At 66.5% G+C, this 26561-nt stretch carries 21 protein-coding genes; 12 read left to right on the plus strand and 9 right to left on the minus strand.

The window, feature by feature from the left end:
- Positions 1-4: 4 nt before the first annotated feature.
- Positions 5-1471 (minus strand): xanthine dehydrogenase small subunit, encoded by a 1467-nt coding sequence (xdhA, locus tag ACSUZJ_RS20430; RefSeq protein WP_499411231.1) that lies wholly within the window; start codon positions 1469-1471, stop codon positions 5-7.
- Positions 1472-1940: 469 nt separating this feature from the next.
- On the opposite strand from xdhA, the gene ACSUZJ_RS20435 reads away from it, so the two are divergent.
- The 6 genes from ACSUZJ_RS20435 to ACSUZJ_RS20460 all read left to right on the plus strand — a co-directional run bounded on the left by ACSUZJ_RS20435 (position 1941) and on the right by ACSUZJ_RS20460 (position 9531).
- Positions 1941-2498: a ClpP family protease gene (locus ACSUZJ_RS20435; protein WP_499411233.1), complete on the plus strand. Its 558-nt coding sequence runs from the start codon at positions 1941-1943 to the stop codon at positions 2496-2498.
- 342 nt (positions 2499-2840) lie between these two features.
- Entirely contained in the window at positions 2841-4067 is a 1227-nt protein-coding gene (locus tag ACSUZJ_RS20440; RefSeq protein ID WP_499411235.1) for a hypothetical protein, read from the plus strand.
- 10 nt (positions 4068-4077) lie between these two features.
- Positions 4078-4485, plus strand: coding sequence for a hypothetical protein (locus ACSUZJ_RS20445; RefSeq protein ID WP_499411237.1), 408 nt, complete (start codon positions 4078-4080; stop codon positions 4483-4485).
- Between the two features lie 99 nt (positions 4486-4584).
- The gene (locus tag ACSUZJ_RS20450) at positions 4585-6153 is read left to right on the plus strand and encodes a methyl-accepting chemotaxis protein (RefSeq protein ID WP_499411239.1); all 1569 of its coding nucleotides are present in this window, start codon (positions 4585-4587) and stop codon (positions 6151-6153) included.
- 405 nt (positions 6154-6558) lie between these two features.
- Positions 6559-8283, plus strand: a complete 1725-nt coding sequence (gene pilB / locus ACSUZJ_RS20455) for a type IV-A pilus assembly ATPase PilB (RefSeq protein WP_499411241.1) — start codon at positions 6559-6561, stop codon at positions 8281-8283.
- A gap of 12 nt (positions 8284-8295) precedes the next feature.
- Complete coding sequence (locus tag ACSUZJ_RS20460) at positions 8296-9531, plus strand: type II secretion system F family protein (RefSeq protein WP_499411243.1); 1236 nt, start codon at positions 8296-8298, stop codon at positions 9529-9531.
- A gap of 43 nt (positions 9532-9574) precedes the next feature.
- Here the strand turns inward: ACSUZJ_RS20460 and ACSUZJ_RS20465 are convergent, their stop codons facing one another.
- The 4 genes from ACSUZJ_RS20465 to ACSUZJ_RS20480 all read right to left on the minus strand — a co-directional run bounded on the left by ACSUZJ_RS20465 (position 9575) and on the right by ACSUZJ_RS20480 (position 15657).
- Complete coding sequence (locus tag ACSUZJ_RS20465) at positions 9575-10888, minus strand: carbohydrate porin (protein WP_499411245.1); 1314 nt, start codon at positions 10886-10888, stop codon at positions 9575-9577.
- 149 nt (positions 10889-11037) lie between these two features.
- A complete protein-coding gene (locus tag ACSUZJ_RS20470; RefSeq protein ID WP_499416623.1) occupies positions 11038-13467 on the minus strand; it encodes a glucose/quinate/shikimate family membrane-bound PQQ-dependent dehydrogenase in 2430 nt (809 codons plus the stop codon).
- A gap of 161 nt (positions 13468-13628) precedes the next feature.
- Positions 13629-14762: an FMN-dependent L-lactate dehydrogenase LldD gene (gene lldD / locus ACSUZJ_RS20475; RefSeq protein WP_499411247.1), complete on the minus strand. Its 1134-nt coding sequence runs from the start codon at positions 14760-14762 to the stop codon at positions 13629-13631.
- Between the two features lie 88 nt (positions 14763-14850).
- Complete coding sequence (locus tag ACSUZJ_RS20480; protein WP_499411248.1) at positions 14851-15657, minus strand: FadR/GntR family transcriptional regulator; 807 nt, start codon at positions 15655-15657, stop codon at positions 14851-14853.
- A gap of 223 nt (positions 15658-15880) precedes the next feature.
- Between ACSUZJ_RS20480 and ACSUZJ_RS20485 the strand changes: the two genes are divergently transcribed.
- The 4 genes from ACSUZJ_RS20485 (at position 15881) to glcF (ending at position 21525) form a co-directional block, all read left to right on the plus strand.
- Entirely contained in the window at positions 15881-17536 is a 1656-nt protein-coding gene (locus tag ACSUZJ_RS20485; protein WP_499411250.1) for an L-lactate permease, read from the plus strand.
- A gap of 26 nt (positions 17537-17562) precedes the next feature.
- Positions 17563-19050 carry an FAD-linked oxidase C-terminal domain-containing protein gene (locus ACSUZJ_RS20490; protein WP_499411252.1) on the plus strand — a complete coding sequence of 496 codons (1488 nt, stop codon included), beginning with the start codon at positions 17563-17565 and terminating at the stop codon, positions 19048-19050.
- Positions 19051-19171: 121 nt separating this feature from the next.
- Positions 19172-20248: a glycolate oxidase subunit GlcE gene (gene glcE, locus ACSUZJ_RS20495; RefSeq protein ID WP_499411254.1), complete on the plus strand. Its 1077-nt coding sequence runs from the start codon at positions 19172-19174 to the stop codon at positions 20246-20248.
- An 11-nt stretch (positions 20249-20259) separates the two neighbouring features.
- Positions 20260-21525: a glycolate oxidase subunit GlcF gene (glcF, locus tag ACSUZJ_RS20500; protein ID WP_499411256.1), complete on the plus strand. Its 1266-nt coding sequence runs from the start codon at positions 20260-20262 to the stop codon at positions 21523-21525.
- On the opposite strand, the gene ACSUZJ_RS20505 is transcribed toward glcF, so the two are convergent.
- The 4 genes from ACSUZJ_RS20505 to ACSUZJ_RS20520 form a co-directional block, all read right to left on the minus strand.
- Positions 21461-21907: a C40 family peptidase gene (locus ACSUZJ_RS20505; RefSeq protein ID WP_499411258.1), complete on the minus strand. Its 447-nt coding sequence runs from the start codon at positions 21905-21907 to the stop codon at positions 21461-21463. The genes glcF and ACSUZJ_RS20505 overlap by 65 nt on opposite strands.
- A 45-nt stretch (positions 21908-21952) precedes the next feature.
- Positions 21953-22207: a peptidoglycan-binding domain-containing protein gene (locus tag ACSUZJ_RS20510; protein ID WP_499411260.1), complete on the minus strand. Its 255-nt coding sequence runs from the start codon at positions 22205-22207 to the stop codon at positions 21953-21955.
- A 115-nt stretch (positions 22208-22322) separates the two neighbouring features.
- Positions 22323-23279, minus strand: coding sequence for a hypothetical protein (locus ACSUZJ_RS20515; protein ID WP_499411262.1), 957 nt, complete (start codon positions 23277-23279; stop codon positions 22323-22325).
- Between the two features lie 184 nt (positions 23280-23463).
- The gene (locus ACSUZJ_RS20520) at positions 23464-24648 is read right to left on the minus strand and encodes a pyridoxal phosphate-dependent aminotransferase (protein ID WP_499411264.1); all 1185 of its coding nucleotides are present in this window, start codon (positions 24646-24648) and stop codon (positions 23464-23466) included.
- A gap of 381 nt (positions 24649-25029) precedes the next feature.
- Between ACSUZJ_RS20520 and ACSUZJ_RS20525 the strand changes: the two genes are divergently transcribed.
- Both ACSUZJ_RS20525 and coaE read left to right on the plus strand, forming a co-directional pair.
- On the plus strand, positions 25030-25893 hold the full coding sequence (locus ACSUZJ_RS20525) for a prepilin peptidase (RefSeq protein WP_499411266.1): 864 nt from the start codon (positions 25030-25032) through the stop codon (positions 25891-25893).
- 4 nt (positions 25894-25897) lie between these two features.
- Positions 25898-26545, plus strand: a complete 648-nt coding sequence (coaE, locus tag ACSUZJ_RS20530) for a dephospho-CoA kinase (RefSeq protein WP_499411268.1) — start codon at positions 25898-25900, stop codon at positions 26543-26545.
- Positions 26546-26561 lie beyond the last annotated feature (16 nt).

Here is a 26561-nt window from a genome sequence, read left to right on the forward strand (position 1 = left end):
CTCCTTACGCCAGGGCTGCGAATGCGTTCACTGCCTGCGGCGGCAGCGGATTGTCGGGACGGGTTTCGAGCCAGAAGCGCCGCAGCAGGTTCTGCGCCGTCTTCAGGCGGTAGCTGCTGGACGCCCGCATGTCCGACAGCGGCTGGTAGTCCCGGGCCAGCGCGGCCATGGCCTCGACCAGCGCGGCCTCGTCCCACACGCGGCCACTGAGCACGCCTTCGGCCGCCGCGGCGCGCTTCGGGGTCGCGGCCATGCCGCCGAAGGCGATGCGCGCCTCCTGCACGATGCCGCCCTCGAGTGTCAGGGCGAACGCAGCGCAGACGGCCGAGATGTCCTGGTCGAAGCGCTTGGCCAGCTTATAGGTGCGGAAGTGCAGCCCGGTGCGCGGCAGCGGCACCCTTAGCGCGCGCACGAACTCGTCGGCACGCAAATCCTTCTGCTGGTAGCCGAGATAGAAATCCTCGAGCGCCAATTCGCGTTCGCCGTTTGCCCCGCGCAGCACCAGGCGCGCGCCGAGCGCGATCAGCCAGGGCATCGAATCGCCGATCGGGGAACCGTTGGCGACGTTGCCGCCCAGGGTGCCGGCATTGCGGATCGGCAGGGAAGCGAAGCGCTGCCACAGTTCCTTCAATTCTTCCGGATAGTGGCGGCAGAGTGCGGCGTAGGCGTCCTGCAAGGTGACGCCGGCGCCGATCTCGAGCATGCCGCCCTCTTGCGCCACCGTCTTCAGTTCTTCCACGTGGCCGAGGTAGACGATGTCGTTCAGCTCGCGCATCTGCTTGGTCACCCACAGGCCCACGTCGGTCGAGCCGGCCAGGATCAGGGCCTCTGGAAACGCCGCGCGCAGGGCCACGAGTTCGTCGAGCGTGCGTGGCGAATGGAAGCTGCGGCCTGCGTATTCATACGTCGCGCCGGCCTCGCGCTGTAGTGCGCGCAGTTGTTCGGCCAGGCCTGCGCGGTCGAATTCGGCCGGCGGCAGCTCGGTCATGCGCACGGCGGCGTCGATGATGGGACGGTAGCCGGTGCAGCGGCACAGGTTGCCCGAGAGCGCGTCGTCGATCTGGCAGCGCGAGGGGGCTTGCCCCTCCTGCTTGAGGTACATGCCCCACAGCGACATCGCAAAGCCCGGGGTGCAGAAGCCGCACTGCGAGCCGTGGCACTCCACCAGGGCCTGCTGGACCGGGTGCAGGCGGCCGTCGGGCAGCTGCAGGTCTTCGACCGTGAACAGGGCCTTGCCGTCGAGGGTGGGCGTGAACTGGATGCAGGCGTTGACCGCCTTCAGCGCAAGTTCGCCGTTCTCCAGGGAACCCAGCACCACCGTGCAGGCGCCGCAGTCGCCCTCGGCGCAGCCTTCCTTGGTGCCCGTACAGCGCAGGTCCTCCCGCAGGTGCTGCAGGATGGTTTGCGTCGGCGCCACGTCCGTCACTTCGTGGACGGCGTGCCGGAAATAGAAGCGGATCGGTTCGGCCATGCTTGTCTCGGATATAACCCAGCGTGAAGCTTAGCGTATTCAGGCCGGGGCCAACTATTAGAGAAATATGATATTGAATATCACCGTTTCAACATACTGCAGCAGTGCTTCATCCTGCGAAAGAATGGGTATGGCGTCCCTGCCGAACACTGCCGCTGCAGCGCCCCACTCACACGAAGCTTGCATCGCAGCACGCCATGCAGGAAGCGAAAGGATTCCACGGTTTTTCTTGGCAGGATGACAGCTACGTCGTCGATCTTATATTGTCGCAAGCACAATGGCATATCATCGGGCGAATAGGCATCCTCGCCTTTCTCGTATAGGGGGAAAAAGATGGGCCAGACTCAGCGTTGCCCTGGTCCTGCTCGACCTGGCGCGGCAATTGACGGCGCTCCGGGGCCAGGAATCCGAGCCGGGCGCTGCGCGCGTGGCGGAATTGCTATCCTGAGCATTCACGACGGGAGCGCCAATGACTTTGCACATCGTTCACTTCATCGGGCCAATCAACCACAGCTCCGCCTGCGCAGTGCGCAACCTGTGCCTGCAGGCGCTGCAAAGCGGCGCCAGCGAAATCGAATTGCATATGTCCACCGAAGGCGGCAACATGACGGCCGGCTTCGCGCTTTATTTTTTCCTGAAATCCCTGCCGATACCATTAACGACGTTTAATATCGGCAGCGTCGAATCGGTCGGCGTCGTGATTTTCCTTGCCGGCCAAAAGCGCTATGCCTGCCCGGGTGCGCGTTTCCTGATCCATCCGTTGCACTGGGGCTTCGGCAACCTGGTGGCGGCCGACCATGCCCGGGTCTCCGAATGGCGCGACTGCCTCGACTTCGACGCGGAACGCTACGCCGCCATCTTCGACGAAGCTACCGCCGGCGCACCCGAACATGCCGACATCCGCCCCCATCTCTTCGGTAACGCGCGCATCTACACGGCCGAGCAGGCCGTGCGCGCGGGACTCATCCACGAGGCCGTCCAGGCCCGCCTGCCCGCCATGGGCGCCACCACGCACTGGTGGAATTAACAAGCATGGTTACAAACCATGGTTAAGTTAGTTAACCCGTTTAACCCATTTAACTGATTTAACGGATTCAACCGATTTAACCGATTTAACCTGCCTCGCGCGTGCGCGACACATTCTTAATGCGAAAAACGCATTTGCTTATTACCTTTTTGCCGCTTTGTTTCAACAAAACAACGACCTGAGCGCGCAACTCTTCTAGTTTTTCTTACCAATACTACTTTCCCTTGTCTTTACTTTTGCTCAATGGATAGAATTGTTTCTTTCTATTCATGCTACATGCATGCGGAAAAGAAATAACTAGAAGTAAATCTTATAAACACAGTACACGTTACAGGTTGTCTTATGAATAAGCAGATTCTCGCCACCGTCCTGGCCCTGCCGCTGGCGCTCTCGTCGGCCTTCGCCCAGGAAGCCGATGGCCCCGCCGTCAAGGTCCGCGGCTTCGGCACCGGCGCCCTTACCTGGACCAATACCGACCAGGCGGAGTTCGGCCGTCCGAACCAGGCCGCCGGCGCGAAGAAAGACCCGCGCACGGGCGTCGATTCCAACCTTGGCCTGCAGGCCGACGTCACCGTCAACAGCTGGCTGTCGCTGACCGGCCAGGGCGTCGTCCGCCGCGATGCCGAAGACGACTACGGCGCGGACCTGACCTGGGCATTCGCCAAGGCACGCCTGAGCGATGAAGTGAGCCTGCGCATCGGCCGCACCGGCCTGTCGGTGTTCATGATTTCCGACTACCGCAACGTCGGCTACGCCAGCACCTTCCTGCGCGCCCCGAACGAGATGTACTCGCAGGTGCCGTTCGAAAGCGTCGACGGCGTCGACCTGACCTGGCAGCACGGTTTCGGCGACACCACCGTCACCACCCAGGTGACCTACGGCCGCGCCAAGGGCAAGCTGGCCTACGGCCTGCGCGCCAAAGGCGAACAACTGCTGGGCCTGAACGTGGTGGCCGAACATGGTCCGTTCACCCTGCGCTTCGGCCGCACCGACGCCAAGGTCACCGTGACCGGCTCGGCCAGCCTGGCCGGCCTGCTGACCACCCTGCGCGGCACCGGCGCCACCTACAACCTGCCGCAGCTGACCACCTTCGCCAACGAACTCGATGCCCGCGACAAGGACGCCTCGTTCACCTCGCTCGGCCTGGGCATGGACTGGAACAACATCGTCCTGCAGAGCGAGTACGCCAAACGCAAGACCGACACCTACGTGAACGACACCAGCTCGTGGTACGCGATGGGCGGCTACCGCTTCGGCAAGGTGCTGCCGTACGTCATGCACGCCAAGCTGGCCATCGACGGCCACCCGACCAATACCGTGCCGGCGAACGTGGCCGCACTGGCGCCGCTGCGCGCCGGCGCCGCCCGCGTGCGGTACACCGGCGTCGGCCAGGGCGAGCAGAGCACGACCTCGGTCGGCGTGCGCTGGGACCTGTACCGCTCGATCGCCCTGAAGGCGCAGATCGACCGCGTCAAGCCGAAAGTCGGCAGCGGCCTGCTGCTCAATGCGCAGCCGGGCTTCCACCGCGACGTGACCGTCGGCGCCGTCGCCGTCGACTTCGTCTTCTAAGGAGCACCCCATGAAAAAACTGATCAACGCCGCAATCGCCGCCGCGCTTCTTTCCGCCGCCGTCCCGGCCCTGGCCGAAGTGGTCGTGGTGGTCAACCCGAAGGCTGCCGAAGCCTCGATGACGAAGGAACAGGTCGCCCAGTTCTTCCTCGGCAAATCGACCGCGATGACCCCGATCGACCAGCCGGAAGATGCGCCCGTCCGCGCCGAGTTCTACAAGAAGGTGACCGACAAGGACGCCTCGCAGGCCAAGGCCTTGTGGTCCAAGCTGGTCTTCACCGGCAAGGCCTCGATGCCGAAGGAAGTCGCCAACAGCGCCGCCGTGAAGGCACTCGTGGCCGGTAACCCGAAGGCGATCGGCTACATGGAAAAGAGCGCGGTCGACGGCAGCGTCAAGGTCGTCTATACGGCGCAGTAAGCAGTAAGCAGTCAATAAGCAGTCAACAAGCTGTTTTCCGAACCCGCCCCGCCAGCGCTACGCCGGCGGGGCGTTTTGCTGATAGTGAGAGACAAGAACATGAGCATCAAGCGCAGGATTTGGGCACTTCCGGTCATTTCGACCCTGATTTTCGGCCTCGGCGTGGGCGTGAGCGCGATGATCGCGACCGACGCGCTGAAGTCGATCAATTCCACCGAGAGCGTGGACTACCCGCTGCTGGACGCGTCCAAGACGCTGACGCTCGAGATCGGCGAAGTCACCGCCGGCCTGCGCGACGCCGTCAGCGAAGGCGACAAGGACCGCCTCGGCCAGGTCAACGAGCAGGCCAACAAGGTGCGCGCGCACCTGCAGCAGCTCGGGCAGATCGAGGGCCAGCATGAAACCGGCGCGCGCCTGCTGAAGGAATTCAACGATTACTACGCGCCGGCGCTGTCCGCCGCGCGCATCATGCTCGAGATGGAGGAAGGCGACCCGCAGGCCGTGGTCGGCAAGATGCAGAGCACCCTGGCCACCCTCAACGCCGACCTGGACAAGACCCAGGCAAAAGCCAAGGAGCAGTTCGCCGCCGGCGTCGAGCGTAGCGCGGCCAACGTCAACCGCGTGCTGTGGACCATGATTCTCACCGCCGTTGTCGTCGTCGCTGCCCTCGCCCTGGTGTCCTGGTTCGTGGTGCGCGCCATCTGGCAGCAGCTCGGCGGCGAGCCCGAGTATGCCCGCGAGATCGCCCGCGCCGTCGCCGCCGGCGACCTGGCGATGGACATCCGCACCGATGCGAAAGACACGGCCAGCCTGCTGGTCGCGCTGAAGGACATGCGCGCGCGCCTGGCGACGATGGTCGCCGAGATCAAGGATTCGGCCGAGACGATCGCGGTTGCCAGCGCCGAAATCGCCAGCGGCAACGCGGACCTCGCCGGCCGCACCGAATCGCAGGCCGCCAGCCTGGAGCGCACCGCGCGCGCCATGGACGAACTGACCGGCGCCGTGCGCCAGAACGCCGCCAACGCCAACGAAGCCAACGCCCTGGTGGTCAACGCGACCGACATCGCGACCCGCGGCGGCCAGGTGGTCGGCGGCGTGGTCACGACCATGGGCGACATCAACACCTCGGCCAAGAAGATCGTTGAGATCATCTCGGTCATCGACGGCATCGCCTTCCAGACCAACATCCTGGCGCTGAACGCGGCAGTGGAAGCGGCGCGCGCCGGCGAGCAGGGCCGCGGTTTCGCCGTGGTGGCCGGCGAAGTGCGCAACCTGGCCCAGCGCAGCGCGGCGGCGGCCAAGGAAATCAAGGAACTGATCGGCGACTCGGTCTCGAAGGTCAACGCCGGCAGCGCCCTGGTCGACCAGGCCGGCGTGACCATGGGCCAGATCGTCGAATCGGTGAAGAAGGTGCAGGACATCATGGTCGAAATCGCCATGGCCGGCCAGCGCCAGAGCGAAGGCATCGAGGACATCGGCCGCGCGATCGACAGCATGGACGAGATGACCCAGCAGAACTCGGCCCTGGTCGAGGAAGCCTCGGCCGCAGCCGAATCGCTGACCGAGCAGACCGGCCAATTGACCGGCGCCCTGTCGGTGTTCAAGCTGGCCGACGCCGGCCATTCCGTGGCGTTGGCCTCGCGCCCGACGCCGCTGGCGCTGCGCTGAGCGGTTCTCTCTCTATATATATAGAGCACAGGCGCCTGCGGGCGCCTGTTTTTTTGGATGCTGCCAAAGTTGCCGACGGCGACCGTAGGCCGCGTGGGCAGCGCATAAGCTGCCTGGACCCAGGCACCAGGGTCGAGCTGCCCACCCTACGGTCACCGCCGCAAGCCAGTTCATGCGCCGCGTCAAACCAGATTCCGGATATATCAATGGATCAGTCTGGTCAAATCGTCCACATCATTGACGCTGCAATAACAAACCCCGGCCTGCCATTTCGTCTGCGTCGCGTCAGCGCATCGTGCCCTATGGAAACGCTTTACAAACTTGATGCCCATAGGCATGATCCGAAGAGTTCTCCCGCACGGTCCCGGCCCCCGCGCGGCCTTATTGTCCTTCCTTCAATCGACTATGGCAGCAGTCCTCCCGAACCCGACTTCAGGCACACCGATGTCGGGTTTGGCGCGCGCCCTGGTCCAGGCCGGCCGCCTGACGCCTGCCCAGGCCGAGGCGCTGCAGAAGAAGGCGGCGGCCGAGCGCACTCCCTTCATCGATGCGCTGGTGGTCGGCGGCACGATCGACGCCGCCTCGCTGGCCGTGTTCTGCGCCGAGACCTTCGGCTATCCGCTGCTCGACCTGTCCAGCTTCAGCCTGGACGCCCTGCCCCCTGGCGCCATCGACGCCAGGCTGATGGCGGCGCAGCGCGTGATCGCCCTGGCCAAGCGCGGCAACCGGCTGTCGGTGGCAATCTCGGATCCCACCAATTCCCAGGCCCTGGACCAGATCAAGTTCCAGAGCGAGGCCGCGGTCGAGCCGGTGATCGTGGCCCACGACGCCCTGCTGAACCTGCTGGCGACCATCGCCAAGGGCGCCGAGCAGAGCCTGGCCGAGCTGGCCGGCGAAGAGGCCGAGATCGAATTCGCCGAAGAGGAAGCGCCGGCGCCCTCGCCTGAAGCCACCAACGAGGTCGAGGACGCGCCCATCGTGCGCTTCCTGAACAAGATCCTGATGGACGCGGTGAACCTGGGCGCCTCGGACATCCACTTCGAGCCCTACGAAAAGCACTACCGCATCCGCATGCGCGTGGACGGCGTGCTGCGCGACCACGCGATGCCGCCGCTGTCGATCCGCGACAAGCTGGTCTCGCGCATCAAGGTGCTGGCCAAGCTCGACATCTCGGAAAAGCGCGTGCCCCAGGACGGCCGGATGCGCCTGATCCTGTCGCCCACGCGCACCATCGATTTCCGCGTCAGCACCTTGCCCACGCTGTTCGGCGAAAAGACCGTCATGCGTATCCTGGACGCGACCCAGGCGCAGATGGGCATCGACTCGCTCGGCTACGATCCGGACCAGCGAAACCTGCTGCTGGACGCCATCTCCCGCCCCTACGGCATGGTGCTGGTGACCGGGCCGACCGGCTCCGGCAAGACGGTGTCGCTGTACAGCTGCCTGAACGTGCTGAACAAACCCGGCATCAACATCTCGACCGCGGAAGACCCGGCCGAGATCAACCTGCCCGGCGTGAACCAGGTGAACGTCAACGAGAAGGCCGGCCTGACCTTTCCGGTGGCCCTGAAGTCCTTCCTGCGCCAGGACCCGGACATCATCATGGTCGGCGAGATCCGCGACCTGGAAACGGCCGACATCGCGATCAAGGCCGCCCAGACCGGGCACATGGTGTTCTCGACCCTGCACACCAACGACGCGCCGTCCACGCTGACGCGCCTGATGAACATGGGTGTCGCGCCCTTCAATATCGCCTCCTCGGTGATCCTGATCACGGCCCAGCGCCTGGCGCGCCGCCTGTGCAGCTGCAAGCAGCCGCTCGAGATGAGCCGCGAGGCCCTGCTCGGCGCCGGCTACCGCGAGAGCGACCTGGAGGGCGAATGGCAGCCCTACGGTCCGGTCGGCTGCGAGCGCTGCCTGGGTTCCGGCTACAAGGGACGCGTGGGCATCTACCAGATCATGCCGATCACCCCCGCGATCGAGGCCTTGATCCTCGCGCACGGCAACGCGATGCAGATCGCCGCCCAGGCCGAGAAGGAAGGCGTGAATTCGCTGCGCCGCTCGGGCCTGCTGAAAGTGAAACAGGGGCTGACCAGCCTCGAAGAAGTGTTCGGCTGCACCAACGAATAAGACAGGATTCATATGGCTACATCCCTCCCCACTCGCAGCCGCGGCGGCGCGCAGGTCAAGGAATCGGTCTACGCCTGGGAAGGCAAGGACAAGACCGGCAAGACCGTGCGCGGCGAACTGCGCGCGGGCGGCGAGGCGATCGTCAACGTGACGCTGCGCCGCCAGGGCATCATGGTCACCCGGGTCAAGAAGAAGATCTACCGCTCCGGCCGCAAGATCACCGACAAGGACCTGACCATGTTCACGCGCCAGCTGGCGACGATGATGAAGGCCGGCGTGCCGCTGCTGCAATCCTTCGACATCGTCGGCAAGGGCCATGCAAATCCCTCGATGTCGAAGCTGATCCTGGACCTGCGTTCGGACATCGAGACCGGCACCAGCCTGAACAACGCCTTCCGCAAGTACCCGCGCTACTTCGACCCGCTGTTCTGCAACCTGGTGGGCGCCGGCGAACAGGCCGGCATCCTGGAGGACCTGCTGCACCGGCTGGCCGTCTACAAGGAAAAGACGCTGGCGCTGAAATCGAAGATCAAGTCGGCCCTGACCTACCCGATCGCGATCCTGGCGATCGCCTTCATCGTCACCGCCATCATCATGATCTGGGTGGTCCCGGCCTTCAAGTCCGTGTTCTCCAGCTTCGGCGCCGACCTGCCGACGCCGACCCTGGTCGTGATGGCCATCTCGGAGTTCTTCGTCCAGTGGTGGTGGGCGATCTTCGGCTCGATCTTCGCGTCGATCTACTTCTTCTTCCAGGCCTGGCGCCGCTCCCTCAAGATGCAGCAGGCGATGGACCGCATCCTGCTGCGCCTGCCGATCTTCGGCGACGTGATCCGCAAGGCCACGATCGCGCGCTGGACGCGCACGCTGTCGACCATGTTCGCCGCCGGCGTCCCGCTGGTCGAGGCCCTCGACTCGGTCGGCGGCGCCTCGGGCAACAACGTCTACCTGGAAGCGACCAAGCGCATCCAGACGGAAGTCAGCACCGGCACCAGCCTGACGGTCGCCATGCAGAACGTGAACGTTTTCCCCAGCCTGGTGACGCAGATGGTCGCCATCGGCGAGGAATCGGGCGCGCTCGACGCGATGCTGGGCAAGGTGGCGGACTTCTTCGAGGAAGAAGTGGATGAGGCGGTCAGCGCGCTGTCGTCGCTGATGGAGCCGCTGATCATGGTGATCCTGGGGGTGCTGATCGGGGGGCTGGTGGTGGCGATGTATCTGCCGATCTTCAAGCTGGGGTCGGTGGTGTAAGCGTGCTTGTAAGCGTACTTCCTGCAAGTACCCGGCATACCTCCTAGAACGCAACGATGGTTTTCAGGCCGATCACGAAGGCGTCATTGTTGCGCGTCGTCCCGCCCGGATGCACGATGTACTGCACATTCGGGCGTACCGACACCGAGGGGACCGGCGCCCACGCGTAATAGAGCTCGCTCACGTACTCGTAGCTCCTGCCCGCGATGACATTCCCGCCGGTGCGGAGATTGTTCTGGTTCGCGAAATCGGCGTAGCGCCCATTGTTATGGGTGGCGCCCACGGCAAGGCCGAGGGAGTCCTGTGGGCGCCCCTCGAAGAGCCCCTTGTACTGCACGCCCATCGCGAGCTGGCGATCCAGCTGCGCCGTGTTGCGATCGGCCTGGGTGAAGTTCAGGAAGACCGTGGCGCCGCGGCCGCCGGCGCTGCCCGTGACCTGCTGCTGCAAGCTCAGGTAGGCGCCGTACTGGCCGTTGCGTTCCAGCGGCTCCAGGCCGCTAAGGCCGCGCGGCTGGCGGTTCACGTCGAAGTACAGGTCGTCGCCGTTCGAGGTGTTGTACCAGGCGCCGATCTTGTACGATCCGGGCAGGCCGCGCCAGCTCGGTTGCCAGCCCGCTTCCAGCGGGATCAAGGCCCCGGTCGTGCCGCTTGGGTTGTTCGGCTTCCAGCCGTTGTGGCGCGCGTACTTGTCGTCCACGTACTTCGGGTTGACCTGGTATACGCCGACCTGCATGTAGCTGTTGCTCGAGGTGTGATACTTGACGCGTGCGGCCCACTGGCTGGTTGGCCAGTTGACCCAGTAACTGCCGACCAGGTTGCCAGGCTGGGCGCTGCAGAAGGTCAGGTTCTGGAAATCGCAGGAAAAGCTGAAGAAATCCTCGCCGACGGTCATGCGGCCGAATTTGAGTTCCATCCGCTCCTCGAGCAGCTTCTGTTTCAGCCACAACTGCGTCAGGTGCCAGGTCTGCCCGCGTCCGTAGACTTCCTGGATCAGCATGTTGTTGCCGATGTTGGCGTCCGCCCCGAGATTGCGTCCGTTGCGGTCGGTCATGGTGAACTGGAAGGTGGCGCCCTGCCATCCCCAGCGCTTGCCCAGGTCCAGCGTGGCGCCGAACTCCCACTGGTCGGTATAGCGCGTCAGGCGGTCGGTGCCGCCGCTGAAGTTGTGGGCCACCTGGCTGCCGTAGGCGAAATTGAACACCACCCCCCGCTCGGCCAGGCGCTCGCGTTGGCCGCCCCAATCCCCCAGCAGATGCGGTCTGCTTGCGATGTCTTCGGCATGGGCGGTGGCCGCGCCCACGGCAGATGCTGCCGCGGCAACGACGCCGAGCCTGGCCAGGCCGCGTCGAAAACACATGAGCCGGTTGTGCTTTGCCATGTTCGGCCACCGATTCGGGCTGGTGTCATCGACCGTTGGAGTGGCATCGCGCGCCAGAGTTCATCCGCGCCGCTTCACACCCGGTCAAGAAAGCGCGGCCGGTCCTGCGCCGCGCCCGCCTGCCCCTGCTAGGGCAGCGCGTAGGCGATCACATAGTCGCCGAGCTTGGTGCCGAAGGAACCATGTCCGCCCGCGGCGATCACGACATACTGTTTGCCGTCGACCGCATAGCTCATCGGCGTGGCCTGGCCGCCGGCCGGCAGGCGCGCCTCCCATAGCTGGGCGCCGTCCTTCACGTCGAAGGCGCGCAGATAGTTGTCCGCCGTCGCGGCGATGAACGCCACGCCGCCTGCCGTCACGATCGGCCCGCCCAGCATCGGCATACCCACCTTGAACGGCAGCGGCACCGGCGCGCTGTCCCGGGTCGTGCCGATCCGCTTCTTCCACACGATCTGGTTGGTCTGCAGGTCGATCGCCGAGATGTAACCCCATGCCGGCTGCCTGCACGGCAGGCCGAGCGGCGAGAGGAAGGGATTGAGCATCACGCCGAACGGCGTACCGTATTGCGTCTGCAGGCCCAGCTCGGAACCGCCGCTCTTCGTGCCCGGCTTCGGCTCGACCGGATTGTCCGGGCCGCGCGGAACCAGGCGCGAGACGAAGGGTAGCGAGATCGGGTTGGCGATGGCGATCTTGCGGTCGGTGTCGACCGCAAGGCCGCCCCACTCGAACATGCCCAGGTTACCGGGGAAGACCAGCGTGCCCTGGATCGAGGGCGGCGTGAAGGTGCCTTCGTAGCGCAAGCGATGGAAAATGATGCGGCACATCAGCTGGTCGTACATGGTCGCGCCCCACATGTCGGCGTCGGTCAGCAGCTTCGGCGGGCGGTAGGTGAGTTCGGAGAACGGCTGGGTCGGCGAGACGCGGTCGCCCGGCGCCGCGCCCTGCGGCACCGGTTTCTCGGGCGCGGGCACGACCAGCGCGCCGGTGCGGCGGTCGAGCACGAACAGGTTGCCGGTCTTCGTCGGCACGTACACGACGGGCACGATGTTGCCGTTCCTGTCGGGGATATCGGCGAGTGTCGGTTGCGAAGGCAGGTCCATGTCCCACAGGTCATGGTGCACCGTCTGGTAGAACCAGGCCAGCTTGCCCGTCGACGCATGCAGCGCGAGCAGGCCGTTGGCATAGCGCTCCTGCTCGGGCGTGCGGTTGCCGCCCCAGATGTCCGGTGTCCCCACGCCCATCGGCACGTAGACGATGTCGAGCGCCTTGTCGTAGGCGGAGGGCGCCCATGAGTTCGGCGAATTCCACGAATAATGCTCGCCCGGGCCCGGGATCCTGTTGGGGTCTTTCGCGCCCGGGTCGAAGGCCCACAGGAAGGCGCCCGTACGGACGTCGTAGCCGCGGATCACCCCCGAGGGCTCGCGCGTCGAGTAGTTGTCTTCGACCGAGCCCGCCACGACGATCACCCTGTCGGTGACGATCGGTGGCGACGTCGGCATGTACATGTTCCTGCTCTGGTTCGTTACCGGCATGCCGGGCTGCAGGTCGAGATCGCCGCGGTTGGCGAAGTCCGTGCAGCGCTTGCCGGTAAGCGCGTCGAGCGCGTAGAGATGGCCGTTGTTGACAGGCAGGTAGATGCGGCGCGTGCAGGCCGCATCGGCGTCGGCAACCGTTGCGGCTGGCGCGGCGTCCCCCGCCGGTGCGGCCGGGGCAGCCGGTGCGGCGCCTGCCGCGAGATCGACATACGACACGCCGCGGCAGGTCACATGCTGGAAGGTCGGATCGGTCTTCAGTTGTGGATCGAATTTCCACTTGAGCGTACCCGTCTTCGCGTCGAGCGCGAACAGGATCTGGTGCGGCGAGCACAGGTAGAGCAGGTCGCCGATCTTGATGGGCGTGACCTCATCGGTGATCTCGACGGGGTCGTTCGGCCCTTTCATGTCGCCGGTGCGGAAGGTCCAGGCCACCTGCAGGTTCTTCACATTCTCCGGCGTGATCTGCTGCAGCGGCGAATAGCGGGTCCCTTCCTGGGTGCGGCCGTAGGCGGGCCACTCGGAAGGCGCGATGGCATCGGCATTGGCGTTCTCGTTCGCGGCGGGCACGGCGGCGGTGGCGGCGAACGCGCCATCGACGGTCTGCGGATCGTTGAAGGACGCGTAGACCAGGACGCCTGCCCAGATCACGAGCGCGCCCAGGAGCGAACCCAGGTCGAGCCTGCTCCGCGGCGGATGACGCAGGCTCACGAGCAGCAGCCATACGCCGAAAATGACCAGTACCCCGGAGCGCGGCGCGAGCGCCCAGAAATCGGGCCCCGACTCCGACAGCGACCAGATGGCCGTGCCGACAAGCACGAGTGCATAGAGCGCGAGCGCCCCGGGACGGCGGCGGTACAGCAGCCAGGTCACACCGAGCAGCGCCACACCGGCCACGACGTAATACGCCGATCCGCCCAGCGAGAGCAGCCATGCGCCGCCGACCAGCAGATACAGCCCCGTGAGCGCGGTGAACAGCAGGCTGAGAATGTCGAGAAATCCCCTCGAGCTCGATTGCGTGACCACGGTGACCTCCACCTTGCTCCAGAACACGTGCGTCAGGCTGGAATCGACGCAGATGGGGTCATGATACACGCCATAGAAAGACGTAGCGCACCGCAGGCAAACCGGCTGCTTGCAACAGGATGGCAGGCCTGCCGCGCACGGACCGGAAGGCCCGGCGTGCGCTAGCGCGCCAGCAAATGCGGCCCGATCTCGCGCACGCTCTTCACCCCGGTCAGGACCATGTTGGTGCGCAAGTCCTTTTCGAGGATGGCGAACAGGCGTTCGACCCCGGCCTGGCCGCCGACCGCGAGCGCGTAGACGAAGGCGCGGCCGAGCAGCACGCCGTCGGCGCCGAGGGCCAGCATGCGGAACACGTCAGTGCCGGTGCGCACGCCGCCGTCGGCGAAGATCGTCATCTTGTCCTTCACCGCCTCGGCAATCGCCGGCAAGGCCTGGGCGGTCGAGATGGCGCCGTCGAGCTGGCGGCCGCCATGGTTCGAGACGACGATGCCGTCTGCGCCGAAGGCCAGGGCGTCGCGCGCGTCGTCGGTGTCGAGGACGCCCTTGATGATCAGCTTGCCCGGCCACTCGTCGCGGATCCATTGCAGGTCCTGCCAGGTGATGGCCGGATCGAAGTTCGAACCGAGCCAGCCGATATAGTCTTCCAGGCCGGTGGCGTGGCCGCGGTAGGCCGAGATGTTGCCCAGGTCGTGGGGCCGTCCCAGCAGGCCGACATCGAGGGCCCAGCGCGGATGCAGCATGGCCTGGAACACGCGCCGCATCGGGCCGTTCGGCCCGCTCATGCCGCTGTGGGCGTCGCGGTAGCGCGCGCCGGGGACCGGCATGTCGACCGTGAACACCAGCGTGGTCGCGCCCAGTTCGGCCGCGCGCCGCATGACGTCGCGCATGAAGGCGCGGTCCTTCAGCACGTACAGCTGGAACCAGATCGGTCGCGAGGCCTGGGCCGCCACTTCGGCCAGCGAGCACACCGACACCGTCGACTGGATGAAGGGGATCTTGCGCTGGCAGGCCGCGCGCACCGCCTGGATTTCCCCGCGCCGCGCGTACATGCCGGCCAGGCCGATCGGCGCCAGCGCGATCGGCAGCTCGTGACGCTGGCCGTACCAGTCGACCGTCAGGTCGAGGTCTTCCGAGCCGCGCAGCACGCGCTGGCGCAGCTTCACGTCCTGCAGGTCGGCGACGTTGGCGCGCAGGGTCTGCTCGGCGCCGGCGCCGCCGTCGAGATAGTGGAACAGGAAGGGCGGAAGCTTGCGGCGGGCGGCTTCCCGGAAGTCGGTTGCGGATGAAATGATCATGTCAGATAGGGTCCAGGCTGCTAAGGTTATTGTTCGGCGATACGTCACATTGCTGATCCACTGCGTTTGTCGGGCGGGCGCGCCGCGGCTAGCGATGCCCCTCCCCCACCTGCTTCAATACATCCTCTTCCGACTTCGCCAGCTTGCGCGCCACTTCGCGGCTTGCGTCGCTCCAGGATTCGACATCGGCGCCGCGGATGCGCGCCGCGACGTTGGCGATGTGGCCGCGCGCCGCGTTGCGGGCGCCCTCGGCGTCCTGGCGGTCGATCGCCTCGGCCACGGCGCGGTGCTCGTCGCGCAGCAGCGTCTTGATGTCGCCGAAGCGCGGCTCGTTCATGCGGCCGAGCGTGATGGCTTCGCGCAGGAACTGGCGCAGGAAGCCGAGCAGCGAGGTGTAGAGCGGGTTGCCGGTCGCGTCGGCGATCGCGTTGTGGAACGCGAGGTCCTCGTCGACGCCGCTGTGGCCGGCCGCCACCGCCTCGTCGATGGCGCGCAGCGCGCGCTGGATGTCCTCGTTCTGCGTGCTGGTGCGGCGCTCGGCCGCGAGGGCAGCCACCTCGCCTTCCAGCCCGCTGCGTACTTCCATCACGCGCAGCACGGCCGGCACCAGGCCGTCGATGTCGACGTCGATCTGGAAGCGCGGCGGCTGGACCGCGCCGACGATCAGCGTGCCCTTGCCCTGGTGGGTGGCCACGATGCCTTCCGCCTTCAGGCGCGACACGGCCTCGCGGATCACGGTGCGGCTGACGCTGAAGCGCAGCGCCAGCGCCGCCTCCGACGGCAGGCGCTCGCCCGCGGCGAACTCGCCGCTCCTGATCTTTTCGAGGAGTACTTCCGTCACGCGATCGGCCAGGGTCGCAGGCAGGCCCAGCGATTCATTCGGTACGTTTTCCATGCGTGACTCCCTTGCAACATCGACTTCTGTCGTAAAAACTCGATTGACAATTATAAAGGCAGTTACATAAACTGTAACGGAGAACTTGTATGACATGTGATTGTCATACAAGCTGGAAAGGACTGCTGATCAAGAGTCCTGCCCGGCGCCAACATCACCAGCCCACCTATTACAAGCAACAAGCAAGGGCTGGCCAAATGACTTTCTGAGGAGACCTAGAAGTATGTGGAGCCAAACGTATGACCCGCTGAGCAATGCCGTGCTCTCGACACTGGCGGCGGCGATTCCCGTTGTCGTCATGTTGGCGGCGCTCGCTTTCTTTCATATCAAGGCGCATATCGCCGCCCTGCTCGGCCTCGCGGCCGCGCTCACGGTGGCCATCTTCGCCTACTCGATGCCCGCCAATACCGCGGTCTCGGCCGCCCTGTACGGCGCCGCGAACGGCCTGCTGCCGATCGGCTGGATCATCCTGAACGTGATTTTCCTGTACCAGCTGACCGAGCGCGCGGGTTACTTCAAGGTGCTGCGCGAGTCGATCACCACCATCACCACCGACCGCCGCCTGCAACTGGTGCTGGTGGCGTTTTCGTTCGGCGCCTTCTTCGAGGGCGCGGGCGGCTTCGGCACGCCCGTTGCCGTCACCGGCGCGATGCTGATCGGCCTGGGCTTCGCGCCGCTGGCCGCTTCCGGCCTGTCGCTGATCGCCAACACCGCGCCGGTCGCCTTCGGCGCGCTGGGCTCGCCGCTGATCGCGCTGGCCGGCGTCACCGGCCTCGACCTGCTGGAACTGTCGGGCATGGTCGGACGCCAGCTGCCCTTCTTCTCGATCATCGTGCCGTTCTGGCTGGTCTGGGCTTTCTGCGGCTTTGCCGGCATGGCCGCGATCTGGCCTGCCATCCTGGTCGGCGGCGCCGCCTTCGCCATTCCGCAATACCTGATCTCGAACTTCCACGGCCCATGGCTGGTCGACGTCGGCGCCTCGATCTCGTCGATGCTGTTCCTCACCCTGTTCCTCAAGGTCTGGAAGCCGGCCACGATCTGGACCAACGCCGCCGGCAAGTTCACCGGCAGCCAGCACGCCGCCGCGACCGAGTCGGTCGCCGTGACCCACCACTCGCGCAGCGCCGTGTTCAAGGCCTGGCTGCCCTGGCTGATCCTGTCGGTGCTGGTCTTCCTGTGGGGCGTGCCCGAGTGGAAGAAAATGCTCGATGGCCTGTCGGTCTTCAAGTTCGAGTGGCCTTCCCTGCACCTGATGGTGCAGAAGATGCCGCCGGTGGCGACCGCGCCCGAGGCGGAAAAGGCGGTCTACACCCTGAACTGGCTGTCGGCCACCGGCACCGGCATCCTGATCGCCTCCATCATTTCGGGTTTCGTCATGGGCTACAAGGTGCGCAACCTGTTCGCCGTCTACTGGGACACCATCAAACTGCTGCGCTACTCGCTGCTGACCATCGCGGCCATGCTGGCGCTCGGCTACACCAGCCGCTACGCCGGCCTTGACTCGACGCTCGGCCTGGCGTTCTCGCACACCGGCGTGCTCTACCCCTTCTTCGGCACCCTGCTCGGCTGGCTCGGCGTGGCCCTCACCGGCTCCGACACCGCGTCGAACGTGCTGTTCGGCGGCCTGCAGAAAACCTCCGCAACCCAGCTGGGCCTGGACCCGGTGCTGATGGCGGCGGCCAACTCCTCGGGCGGCGTGATGGGCAAGATGATCGATGCCCAGTCGATCGTGGTGGCCTCCACCGCGACCAAGTGGTATGGCCACGAAGGCGACATCCTGCGCTACGTGTTCTTCCATTCGATCGCGCTGGCCTGCCTGGTCGGCATCCTCGTGACTTTGCAGGCCTACGTCTATCCGTTCACCGCGCTGGTCAAGTAAGCGCAGCATCACTGTAAGGAAACAGCATGAAGATGTCCCTCGATACCGACAAGCTGGCGGCCCGGCGCCGCCAGGTCGCGGAGGCCCTGCGGCGGGTGCTGCCGGCGCGTTGTGTGCTCGCCGACACCGAAGACACCCGCCCCTATGAATGCGACGGCCTGTCGGCCTACCGCCAGTTGCCGATGGTCGTGGCCCTGCCGGAAACCGAGCAGCAGGTCATCGACGTGCTGGCGGTCTGCCGCGCGCTGCAGGTGCCGATCGTGCCGCGCGGCGCCGGCACCGGCCTCTCGGGCGGGGCGATGCCGATCGCGGACGGACTCGTGCTGTCGACCGCCAAGCTGAACAAGATCGTGCGCGTCGATGCCTACTCGCGCACCGCCGTCGTCCAGCCTGGCGTGCGCAACCTCGCCATCTCCGAGGCGGCCGCGCCCCACGGCCTCTACTACGCGCCCGATCCCTCGTCCCAGATCGCCTGCAGCATCGGCGGCAACGTGGCCGAGAACTCCGGCGGCGTGCACTGCCTCAAATACGGCCTGACCGTGCACAACGTGCTGCGCGTGCGCGTCGTCACCATCGACGGCGATGTCGTCGAGCTGGGCAGCGAGGCGCCGGATGCGCCCGGCCTCGACCTGCTGGCGCTGTTCATCGGCTCCGAAGGGATGCTGGGCGTAGTCACCGAAGTGACCGTCAAGCTGGTGCCGAAACCGGCGGCGGCCCAGGTGATCATGGCTTCCTTCGACGACGTGGTCACCGGCGGCAACGCAGTTGCCAGCGTGATCGCGGCCGGCATCATCCCGGCCGGCCTGGAGATGATGGACCGCACCTCCTCGCGCATGGTCGAGCCCTTCGTGAAGGCCGGCTACGACACCGACGCGGCCGCCATCCTGCTGTGCGAGGCCGACGGTACCGCGCTGGAAGTGGCCGAAGAGATCGAGCGCATGTCGGAAGTGCTGCAGGCGGCCGGCGCCAGCGCCATCGCGGTGTCGCAGAACGAGGCCGAGCGCCTGCGCTTCTGGTCCGGACGCAAGAACGCCTTCCCGGCAGCGGGACGCATTTCGCCCGACTACTACTGCATGGATGGCACCATCCCGCGCAAGCACCTGGCCCATGTCCTGACCAGCATCGAGCAGATGGAAACCGTCTACGGCCTGCGCTGCGCCAACGTGTTCCATGCCGGCGACGGCAACATGCACCCGCTGATCCTGTTCGATGCGAACAAGCCGGGCGAATTCGAACGCGCCGAGGAATTCGGCGCGGCGATCCTGGCCCTGTGCGTGGAAGTCGGCGGGACGATTACCGGCGAGCACGGGGTCGGTATCGAGAAGATCAATTCGATGTGCGTGCAGTTCTCACACGCCGAGCTGGAAGCCTTCCACGCCGTTAAGCGCGCCTTCGACCCGCAGCGCCTGCTCAACCCCGACAAGGCCATCCCGACGCTGAACCGCTGCGCCGAGTTCGGCAAGATGCACGTTACTGCCGGCCTCACCCGCTTCGCGGACCTGCCGCGCTTCTGAAGCGGCTAACCAAACCCTATGGCAGCGTTGCATCGTCTCGCCGTACGTTCGTACTGTCTTCGACGATGCGCCTTGCCCTAGGGTTTGTTAGCCGCTTCAATTTAATTTGAAGGTACAAAGAATGGAACAGGTACTTCAGGAACTCCGAGAGCGCATCGCGGCGGCCCATGCCGCGCGCACGCCGCTGCGCCTGCGCGGCGGCGGCAGCAAGGACTGGTACGGCGGCGCCGCCGAAGGCGAGGTGTTCGATACCCGCGCCTACCGCGGCATCGTCGACTACGAGCCGTCCGAACTGGTGGTGACTGCGCGCTGCGGCACGCCACTGGCCGAACTCGAAGAGACATTGGCGAGCCGGAACCAGATGCTCGCCTTCGAGCCGCCCCACTTCGGGCCCGACGCCACCGTCGGCGGCATGGTCGCCAGCGGCCTGTCCGGTCCGCGCCGCCAGGGCGCCGGCGCCCTGCGCGACTTCGTGCTCGGCGTCCACCTGGTCGACGGGCGCGGCGAGCTGCTGCGCTTCGGCGGCCAGGTGATGAAGAACGTGGCCGGCTACGACGTGTCGCGCCTGATGGCCGGTTCCCTCGGCACACTGGGACTGGTGGCCGAGGTCTCGCTCAAGGTGCTGCCGCGCCCGGTGTGCGAAACCACCCTGGTCTTCGAGCTCGGCGAGCAGCAGGCGCTCGAGAAACTGAATACCTGGAGCGGCCGCGCGCTGCCGGTCTCGTCCAGCGCCTGGCAGGACGGGCGGCTGGCGCTGCGCCTGTCGGGCGCGAATGCGGCGGTCAGCGCCGCCACGCGCGAGCTGGGCGGCGAGACCATGCCTGAGGCCGACCGGTTCTGGCAAGACCTGCGCGAACAGCGCACCGATTTCTTCGCAGGCGCCGGCGAGACGGCCGGCGGCCTGTGGCGCCTGGCGCTGCCGACGACTTCCGCACCGCTGGCCCTGCCGGGCCGCCAGCTGATCGAGTGGGGCGGCGGCCAGCGCTGGCTGCGCAACGAGGCCGGCCTGGACGGCGCTGCGATCCGTGCGGCGGCGCTTGAGCGCGGCGGCCATGCGACCCTGTTCCGCGGCGGCGACAAGCGGTCGGGCGTCTTCGCTCCCCTGCAGCCTGCACTCGCGCGCGTCCACCAGCGCCTGAAAGAAAGCTTCGATCCGGCCGGCATTTTCAACCGCGCCCGTATGTACAACGAGTTCTAACGAGTTCCATCATGCAAACCAATCTTGCCGATTTCATCAAGGGCAGTGCCGAAGGCGACCAGGCCGATGCCATCCTCCGCAGCTGCGTGCACTGCGGGTTTTGCACGGCCACCTGTCCGACCTATCAACTGCTGGGCGACGAGCTCGATGGCCCGCGCGGCCGCATCTACCTGATCAAGCAGGTGCTGGAAGGCCATCCGGCCACCGCCAAGACCCAGCAGCACCTGGACCGCTGCCTCACCTGCCGCAATTGCGAAAGCACCTGCCCGTCGGGCGTGCAATACGGGCGCCTGCTCGACATCGGCCGCAAGGTGGTCGACCGCCAGGTCGCGCGGCCGCTGCGCCAGCGCGCCGCCCGCGCGGCGCTGGCCGAGCTGCTGCCGCGACGCTGGATCTTCTCGCCCGCCATGAAGGCCGGCCAGGCCCTGCGTCCGCTGCTCCCGGCAGCGCTGCGCCAGAAAGTGACACGGCCTGCCGCCGCCACCGCCTGGCCCACGCGTTCGCACGCGCGCCGCATGCTGGTGCTGGACGGCTGCGTGCAGCCGGCGATGGCGCCGAACATCAACGCCGCGACCGCACGCGTGCTCGACACCCTCGGCGTGCAGCTGGTGGCGGCGCCCAAGGCCGGCTGCTGCGGCGCGCTGCGCCACCACCTCGACGAACAGGAGGCGGCGCTGGCCGACATGCGCCGCAACATCGACGCCTGGTGGCCGTATATCGAGGGCGTGGATGGCGGCGGCGCGGCGGTCGAGGCCATCCTGATGACGGCCTCGGGCTGCGGCGTGATGGTCAAGGATTACGGCCACCTGCTGGCCCACGACCCGGCCTATGCGGAAAAAGCGGCGCGCATCTCGGCGCTGACCCTCGATCTGTCGGAAGTACTGGCGCGCTTCGAACCGGAACTGGGCCCGCTCCTGGCAGGGCGCCAGGGCCCGCGCGTGGCCTACCATCCGCCGTGCACCCTGCAGCACGGCCAGAAGATCCGCGGCACCGTGGAACGCCTGCTGGGGCTGGCGGGTGTCGACGTCAAGCTGTGCCAGGACAGCCACCTGTGCTGCGGCTCGGCCGGCACCTATTCGGTGCTGCAGCCCGAGCTGTCGCACCAGCTTCGCGAGCGCAAGGTGGCGAACCTGGAAGCCACGGGTGCACAGGAGATCGTCTCGGCCAACATTGGCTGCATGAGCCACATCCAGGGCGGCACCGAGCTGCCGGTCAGCCACTGGATCGAACTGATCGACCGGACGCTGGCTGCCCGGCCCGTCGCCAGGGCCGCCTGATCGCCTGCCCGGCATTGTCACGTTGGCGGGCAACGAACGACAGCTTCGCTCCCGGGCGGGACGGGTATGCCTGGGCCTCCGCCGTCGACATCTCCGCGCTCCGTTCGACCTCGACGATCGCCGTGCCGCCGCCCAGCGACGCGGCGGTGCGCGGCCAGCGCGCCTTGGGCAGGCGTTCCTTGGCGACCCACGCCAGCGACACGCTGTCGCTCTGGTTGCCGCCGAGGATGCGGTAGGCGTCGCTGGACTCGCCGCTGTAGAAGCCGACGCGGCCCTTGGCGCCGTCGCGCTTCTCGCGCCAGAACACCATCACGAAGTTGAGCCACTGGCGTGCCCCGAGCGGATCGTTCGGCAGGATTTCGTCCTGCATCGACGAGCCCATGCAGTGCGCCACGAGCAGGCCGCACCAGGGCACGTCGTCGCCCGGTTAGTGCAGGTCGAGATTGTCGGCCCATAGCAGGATGGCGCGGTTGCTGCCGGCGCCGGCCACCTCCTTCGTGCCCAGCAGGCTCCGGGCCTGCGCCATCCACGGCAGCAGCGGCGACTCCATCCGCGGCAGGTCGCCGCGAAACAGCCTGGCCATGGTCCGCGGTCCGACGATGCCGTCTACCAGCAGGCCTTCGCTTTCCTGGAACTCGCGCACGGCCGCAATGGTGCGCCGGCCCCAGACGCCATCGACCACTCCGGGAAGAACCCGGCCAGCACCAGCGCCTGCTGGATCTTTGCCGCGTCAGCGTTGCTCATCCTCGCCTCCATCGATTCGACACATCGCTTCGTTCGTGGTTGCGATGGCGTCCTCAGTTGTTGTCCTGGGAACGCTCTTCCCTGCTTTTCTCGTGCGGCTTGACGGTTGCGCGGATGACCATGACCTTGTTCAGGACGTCGAACCAGAAGGGAGCGCCCAGGGTTGCGGCAAAGGCCGTGAACAGCCAGCCGGCCAGGTTCTGGACACCGGCCTCGTCCCAGGCCTGCGCGAGCGTCTTGCCGCCCCAACCGACCGGGAAGGTCTTGCTACTCAGCCTGTCGAAGGCTTTCTTCCGGTCGGTGAGCATGGTTTGGTCGGGCATGGCGCTCTGGGCATAGGCCAGGACCATGGCGCGCTGGGCGTCGTCGTTGTACAGCTCCCTGCTGACCCGGATCAGGTCGACGTTCAGGAACACCGCCAGCACAAGGGCGATGCCGAAGATGATCCGCGAGCTCAGCCGCTTGTACCAGCCGGAGACCCGGTCCATGCCGCTGTCGAACCAGGCCTCGACGTTCGCCAGCGCCCGGTTGAGGTCGCCCTCGGCCAGGTCGATGGCGTTGAGCAGCACGCGCGCGACCCTGGGGTTCTCGATCTTCCCGACGCTGTCCTTGATCGTGTCGAGGTCGATCTTGCCGGGGGCCTTGGACGGCGGGTCACCCCCGACCTGCCCGCGCACGGCGATGTCGATCAGGGCCGAGGCGAAGTTTTTTGCGGGAATATAGGAAGGCAGGTTGCGCCGTCCCCAGGAAAACATCGAGCGCGCGCTCGCTTCGGCCGGCTTGTAGTCGCCGGCGAACAGCCCGGCCACCACGGGATGGGTGTAGAGCTGCGTGACCAGCCCGCCGGCGCTCTTGTCGTTCAGCAGCTCGCGGATGCCGTATTCGAGGTAGGAGGCGCGGGTCTTGAGCAGCGAATCGACCGATTCGCGCACGGCCGCGCAAACGGTACTGAACAGGATCACCACGAAGACCACGCCGATGACGGTGTCGAGGACTGCGGAGTCGAACATGCCTGCCTCCATTTGCTGGCCTGCCTGTCGATACTACGCGCTTGGCCGGGAGGCGGCGGGAAATCGAGGACGGCGTCCACTGCCGAGTGGCCAAACCGCGACTAGGTCGCGTTGGCGGCGTACGTCACGCGTCGGCGCCTCCTGCCGGATCCGGAACAGCCGTGTCCGGATCCGCTTGCGTGCCCTAGACGGACTCGCCCTTCAGGCGCGCCATGAAGCCGCCCAGGCGCCGGATCGCCTCCTGCAGGCTTTCGGCGCTGGCGGCGTACGACAGGCGCACGTACTGGTCCGCTCCGCAATGCCCGAAATCCTTGCCGGGCGTGAGCGCCACGTGGGTTTCCTGCAGCACGCGTTCACAGAACTCCCATGAGCTCAGGCCCGTCCCGCTCACATCGAAATAAACGTAGAAGGCGCCGTCCGGCGGGACCGGAACCGGCAGGCCGATGCCGGCGAGCCCCTCGAGCACCAGCGCCCGGCGCCGGGCGAACTCGACGCGCCGCTCTTCGCACACGGCCAGCGACGCCGGCGTGAAGCAGGCCAGCGCCGCCTGCTGCGACAGGGTCGACGCGCAGATGTAGTAGTTCTGGGCCAGGCGTTCCATGGTCGGCACCAGCGCCTCCGGCACGACGGCCCAGCCGAGACGCCAGCCGGTCATCCCGAAATACTTCGAGAAGCTGTTGATGACGATGGCGCCATCATCGACGGCCAGCACCGTCTGCGGCGGCCGGCCGGCGCCGTCGCGGTCGCCCAGGTTCAGGTAGATCTCATCGACGATGCGCCAGGCGCCGTGCTCGCGCGCCCATTCGCAGATCGCGCGCAGTTCGTCGGGCGGCACCGAGGTGCCGGTCGGGTTCGAGGGCGTGGCGATCATCAGGCCGCGCGTATCGGCCGTCCAGTTGGCGCGCACGCTGTCGCTGCTGAGCTGGAAACGGCTGGCGGCGTCGGTCGCGACCAGCTTCACCCGTGCGCCGAAGCTGCTGAGGAACTGGCGGTTGCAGGGGTAGGACGGGTCGCCCACGATCACTTCGTCGCCGGCGTCGACCAGCGCCGCGGTGACCAGCAGCAGCGCCGCCGAGGCCCCGGCGGTGACGACGATGCGGTGCGGCGAGATCGTGACGCCATGCTCGCGCAGGTAGAAGCCGGCGATGGCCTCGCGCAGGGCCGCGGTGCCGAGCGCCCCGGTGTAGGGCAAGGGACCGTCGACCGCCATGCGCGCCGCCTCCAGCACGGCGGGAGGCGGACCGAAGTCGGGCTCTCCCAGGCTGAGCTTGATCACGTGATGGCCTTGTGCTTCGAGCGCGGCGGCATGCTTGCCGAATTCCATGGCGAAGAAGGGATCGACCGCCTGGGCGCGTTGGGATATTTTCATGTCGGTTTTCCGGTGTAATACTGTGCTTCCGCATTTTAGAACCTATCTCAGTAGGCAGGGGGAAGCGGATGGCGATGCCTGGCGAGCGCGGGCAAGGCGCGAGGAGGCCGCATGGCGAGCCATGCAACGACGAGCAACGCAGCCCCCGCTTGCCAGGCGCGCCAGCAGCGACTCCGGCCTGCTGAGATAGGTTCTTATAGGGCGCAGCCTGACTCCGCTTGGCAGCGCCCGCACCGGCGGCGCCGAAGGCGCCCTGAGCCCTGCACGCCACAACCGGGCGGCGGAATGAGCGCACGATGCACGGCGCCTTCGCCAAAACGCCGGAAACACCCTAAAATAGGTTGATCTACGGAACTATCTCGATTTCACGGAAGCCAGCCTTTGGACACTCTTCTCTTTGCCGCCCCCGCCTCGCTAGTCCCCACCCTCGTCGCGGCCCTGTTCGGCCTGTTGATCGGCAGCTTCCTGAACGTGGTCATCCACCGCATTCCGAAGATGATGCAGCGCGAATCCGACAACTACGTGGCGCACGAGAGCGGCAAGGAACTGCCCCATACCGACCGCTACAACCTGATGGTGCCCCGCTCGGCCTGCCCGCACTGCGGCCACCAGATCACGGCGCTGGAAAACATCCCGGTCGTGAGCTGGCTCGTCCTCGGCGGCAAGTGCCGCAAGTGCAAGGCGCCGATTTCGCCGCGCTACCCGGCGGTCGAGCTGGTCACCGGCCTCCTGTCAGCCCTGCTGGTCTGGACCTTCGGTTCCGGCTGGGCCGGCCTGGGCGCCCTGCTGTTCGCCTACCTGCTGATCGCGATGACCTTCATCGACTACGACACCAAGCTGCTGCCGGACGACCTGACCTATCCGCTGCTGTGGGCAGGCCTGATCATCAACATCGACGGCACCTTCGTGCCGCTGCGCGACGCCGTGATCGGCGCGGCGGCCGGCTACCTGGTGCTGTGGGCCGTGTACTGGCTGTTCAAGCTGGTCACGGGCAAGGAAGGCATGGGCTACGGCGACTTCAAGCTGCTCGCCGCGCTGGGTGCCTGGCTTGGCTGGGCGATGCTGCCGACCATCATCCTGCTGTCCTCGGTGGTCGGGGCGATCGTCGGCATCAGCCTGATCGTGTTCGCCAGGCGCGGACGCGACAACCCGATTCCCTTCGGCCCCTACCTGGCGGCCGCCGGCCTGATCGCCCTGCTCTGGGGCGAGCAGATCGGCTCCGTGTTCCAGGGCTTCGTCGCCTGATCCCATGGAAGCGGCGCCCCCCTCCCCCTTTTCGGTCGGCTTGACCGGCGGCATCGGCTGCGGCAAGACGACCGTGGCCGACATGTTCGGCGCGCTCGGCGCGTCGATCGTCGACACCGACCAGATCGCCCACGCGCTCACCGCGCCGCAGGGCGCCGCCATGCCCGCCCTGCTGGCCGAATTCGGCGCGGACTTCGCCACGCCCGAGGGCGCGCTCGACCGCGCGAAGATGCGCCAGCTGGTGTTTTCCGACTCCGGCGCGCGCGCCAGGCTCGAAGGCATCCTGCATCCGCGCATCCGCGAGGCGACCGCGGCCGCCGCGGCGATCGCCAGCGGTCCGTATGTCATCTTCGTCGTGCCCCTGCTGATCGAGTCCGGCACCTGGGTCGGGCGCGTCACGCGGGTGCTGGCCATCGATTGTCCGGAAGCGATGCAGGTGGCGCGCGTCATGGCAAGGAACGGCCTGAGCGAGGAGCAGGTGCGCGCCATCATGGCGGCCCAGGTCACGCGTGAACAGCGCCTGGCGGCGGCCGACGACGTGGTCGTCAACGACGACGGACTGGACGCCCTGCGGCCCCAGGTCGAGCGCCTGCATGCGTTTTACATCGACGAAGCCCGCCGCATGGCAAGTTCTGCAATCCGGGATTTGTAATTTTGCGTCGCATGGT

Origin of the sequence: Telluria sp. B2 (genome assembly GCF_051789535.1) — a bacterium.
Classification (GTDB): Bacteria; Pseudomonadota; Gammaproteobacteria; order Burkholderiales; family Burkholderiaceae_D; genus Telluria.

Coding starts and splice junctions, on each gene's coding strand:
- ACSUZJ_RS20505 (WP_499411258.1), bottom strand. CDS start 21,907: ATGGGCTCGTCGATGCAGGACGAAATCCTGCCGAACGATCCGCTCGGG.
- lldD (WP_499411247.1), bottom strand. CDS start 14,762: ATGATCATTTCATCCGCAACCGACTTCCGGGAAGCCGCCCGCCGCAAG.
- ACSUZJ_RS20460 (WP_499411243.1), top strand. CDS start 8,296: ATGGCTACATCCCTCCCCACTCGCAGCCGCGGCGGCGCGCAGGTCAAG.
- ACSUZJ_RS20485 (WP_499411250.1), top strand. CDS start 15,881: ATGTGGAGCCAAACGTATGACCCGCTGAGCAATGCCGTGCTCTCGACA.
- ACSUZJ_RS20480 (WP_499411248.1), bottom strand. CDS start 15,657: ATGGAAAACGTACCGAATGAATCGCTGGGCCTGCCTGCGACCCTGGCC.
- xdhA (WP_499411231.1), bottom strand. CDS start 1,471: ATGGCCGAACCGATCCGCTTCTATTTCCGGCACGCCGTCCACGAAGTG.
- ACSUZJ_RS20445 (WP_499411237.1), top strand. CDS start 4,078: ATGAAAAAACTGATCAACGCCGCAATCGCCGCCGCGCTTCTTTCCGCC.
- ACSUZJ_RS20515 (WP_499411262.1), bottom strand. CDS start 23,279: ATGTTCGACTCCGCAGTCCTCGACACCGTCATCGGCGTGGTCTTCGTG.
- ACSUZJ_RS20520 (WP_499411264.1), bottom strand. CDS start 24,648: ATGAAAATATCCCAACGCGCCCAGGCGGTCGATCCCTTCTTCGCCATG.
- pilB (WP_499411241.1), top strand. CDS start 6,559: ATGGCAGCAGTCCTCCCGAACCCGACTTCAGGCACACCGATGTCGGGT.
- ACSUZJ_RS20490 (WP_499411252.1), top strand. CDS start 17,563: ATGAAGATGTCCCTCGATACCGACAAGCTGGCGGCCCGGCGCCGCCAG.
- glcF (WP_499411256.1), top strand. CDS start 20,260: ATGCAAACCAATCTTGCCGATTTCATCAAGGGCAGTGCCGAAGGCGAC.
- ACSUZJ_RS20450 (WP_499411239.1), top strand. CDS start 4,585: ATGAGCATCAAGCGCAGGATTTGGGCACTTCCGGTCATTTCGACCCTG.
- ACSUZJ_RS20435 (WP_499411233.1), top strand. CDS start 1,941: ATGACTTTGCACATCGTTCACTTCATCGGGCCAATCAACCACAGCTCC.
- ACSUZJ_RS20465 (WP_499411245.1), bottom strand. CDS start 10,888: ATGTGTTTTCGACGCGGCCTGGCCAGGCTCGGCGTCGTTGCCGCGGCA.
- ACSUZJ_RS20440 (WP_499411235.1), top strand. CDS start 2,841: ATGAATAAGCAGATTCTCGCCACCGTCCTGGCCCTGCCGCTGGCGCTC.
- glcE (WP_499411254.1), top strand. CDS start 19,172: ATGGAACAGGTACTTCAGGAACTCCGAGAGCGCATCGCGGCGGCCCAT.
- coaE (WP_499411268.1), top strand. CDS start 25,898: ATGGAAGCGGCGCCCCCCTCCCCCTTTTCGGTCGGCTTGACCGGCGGC.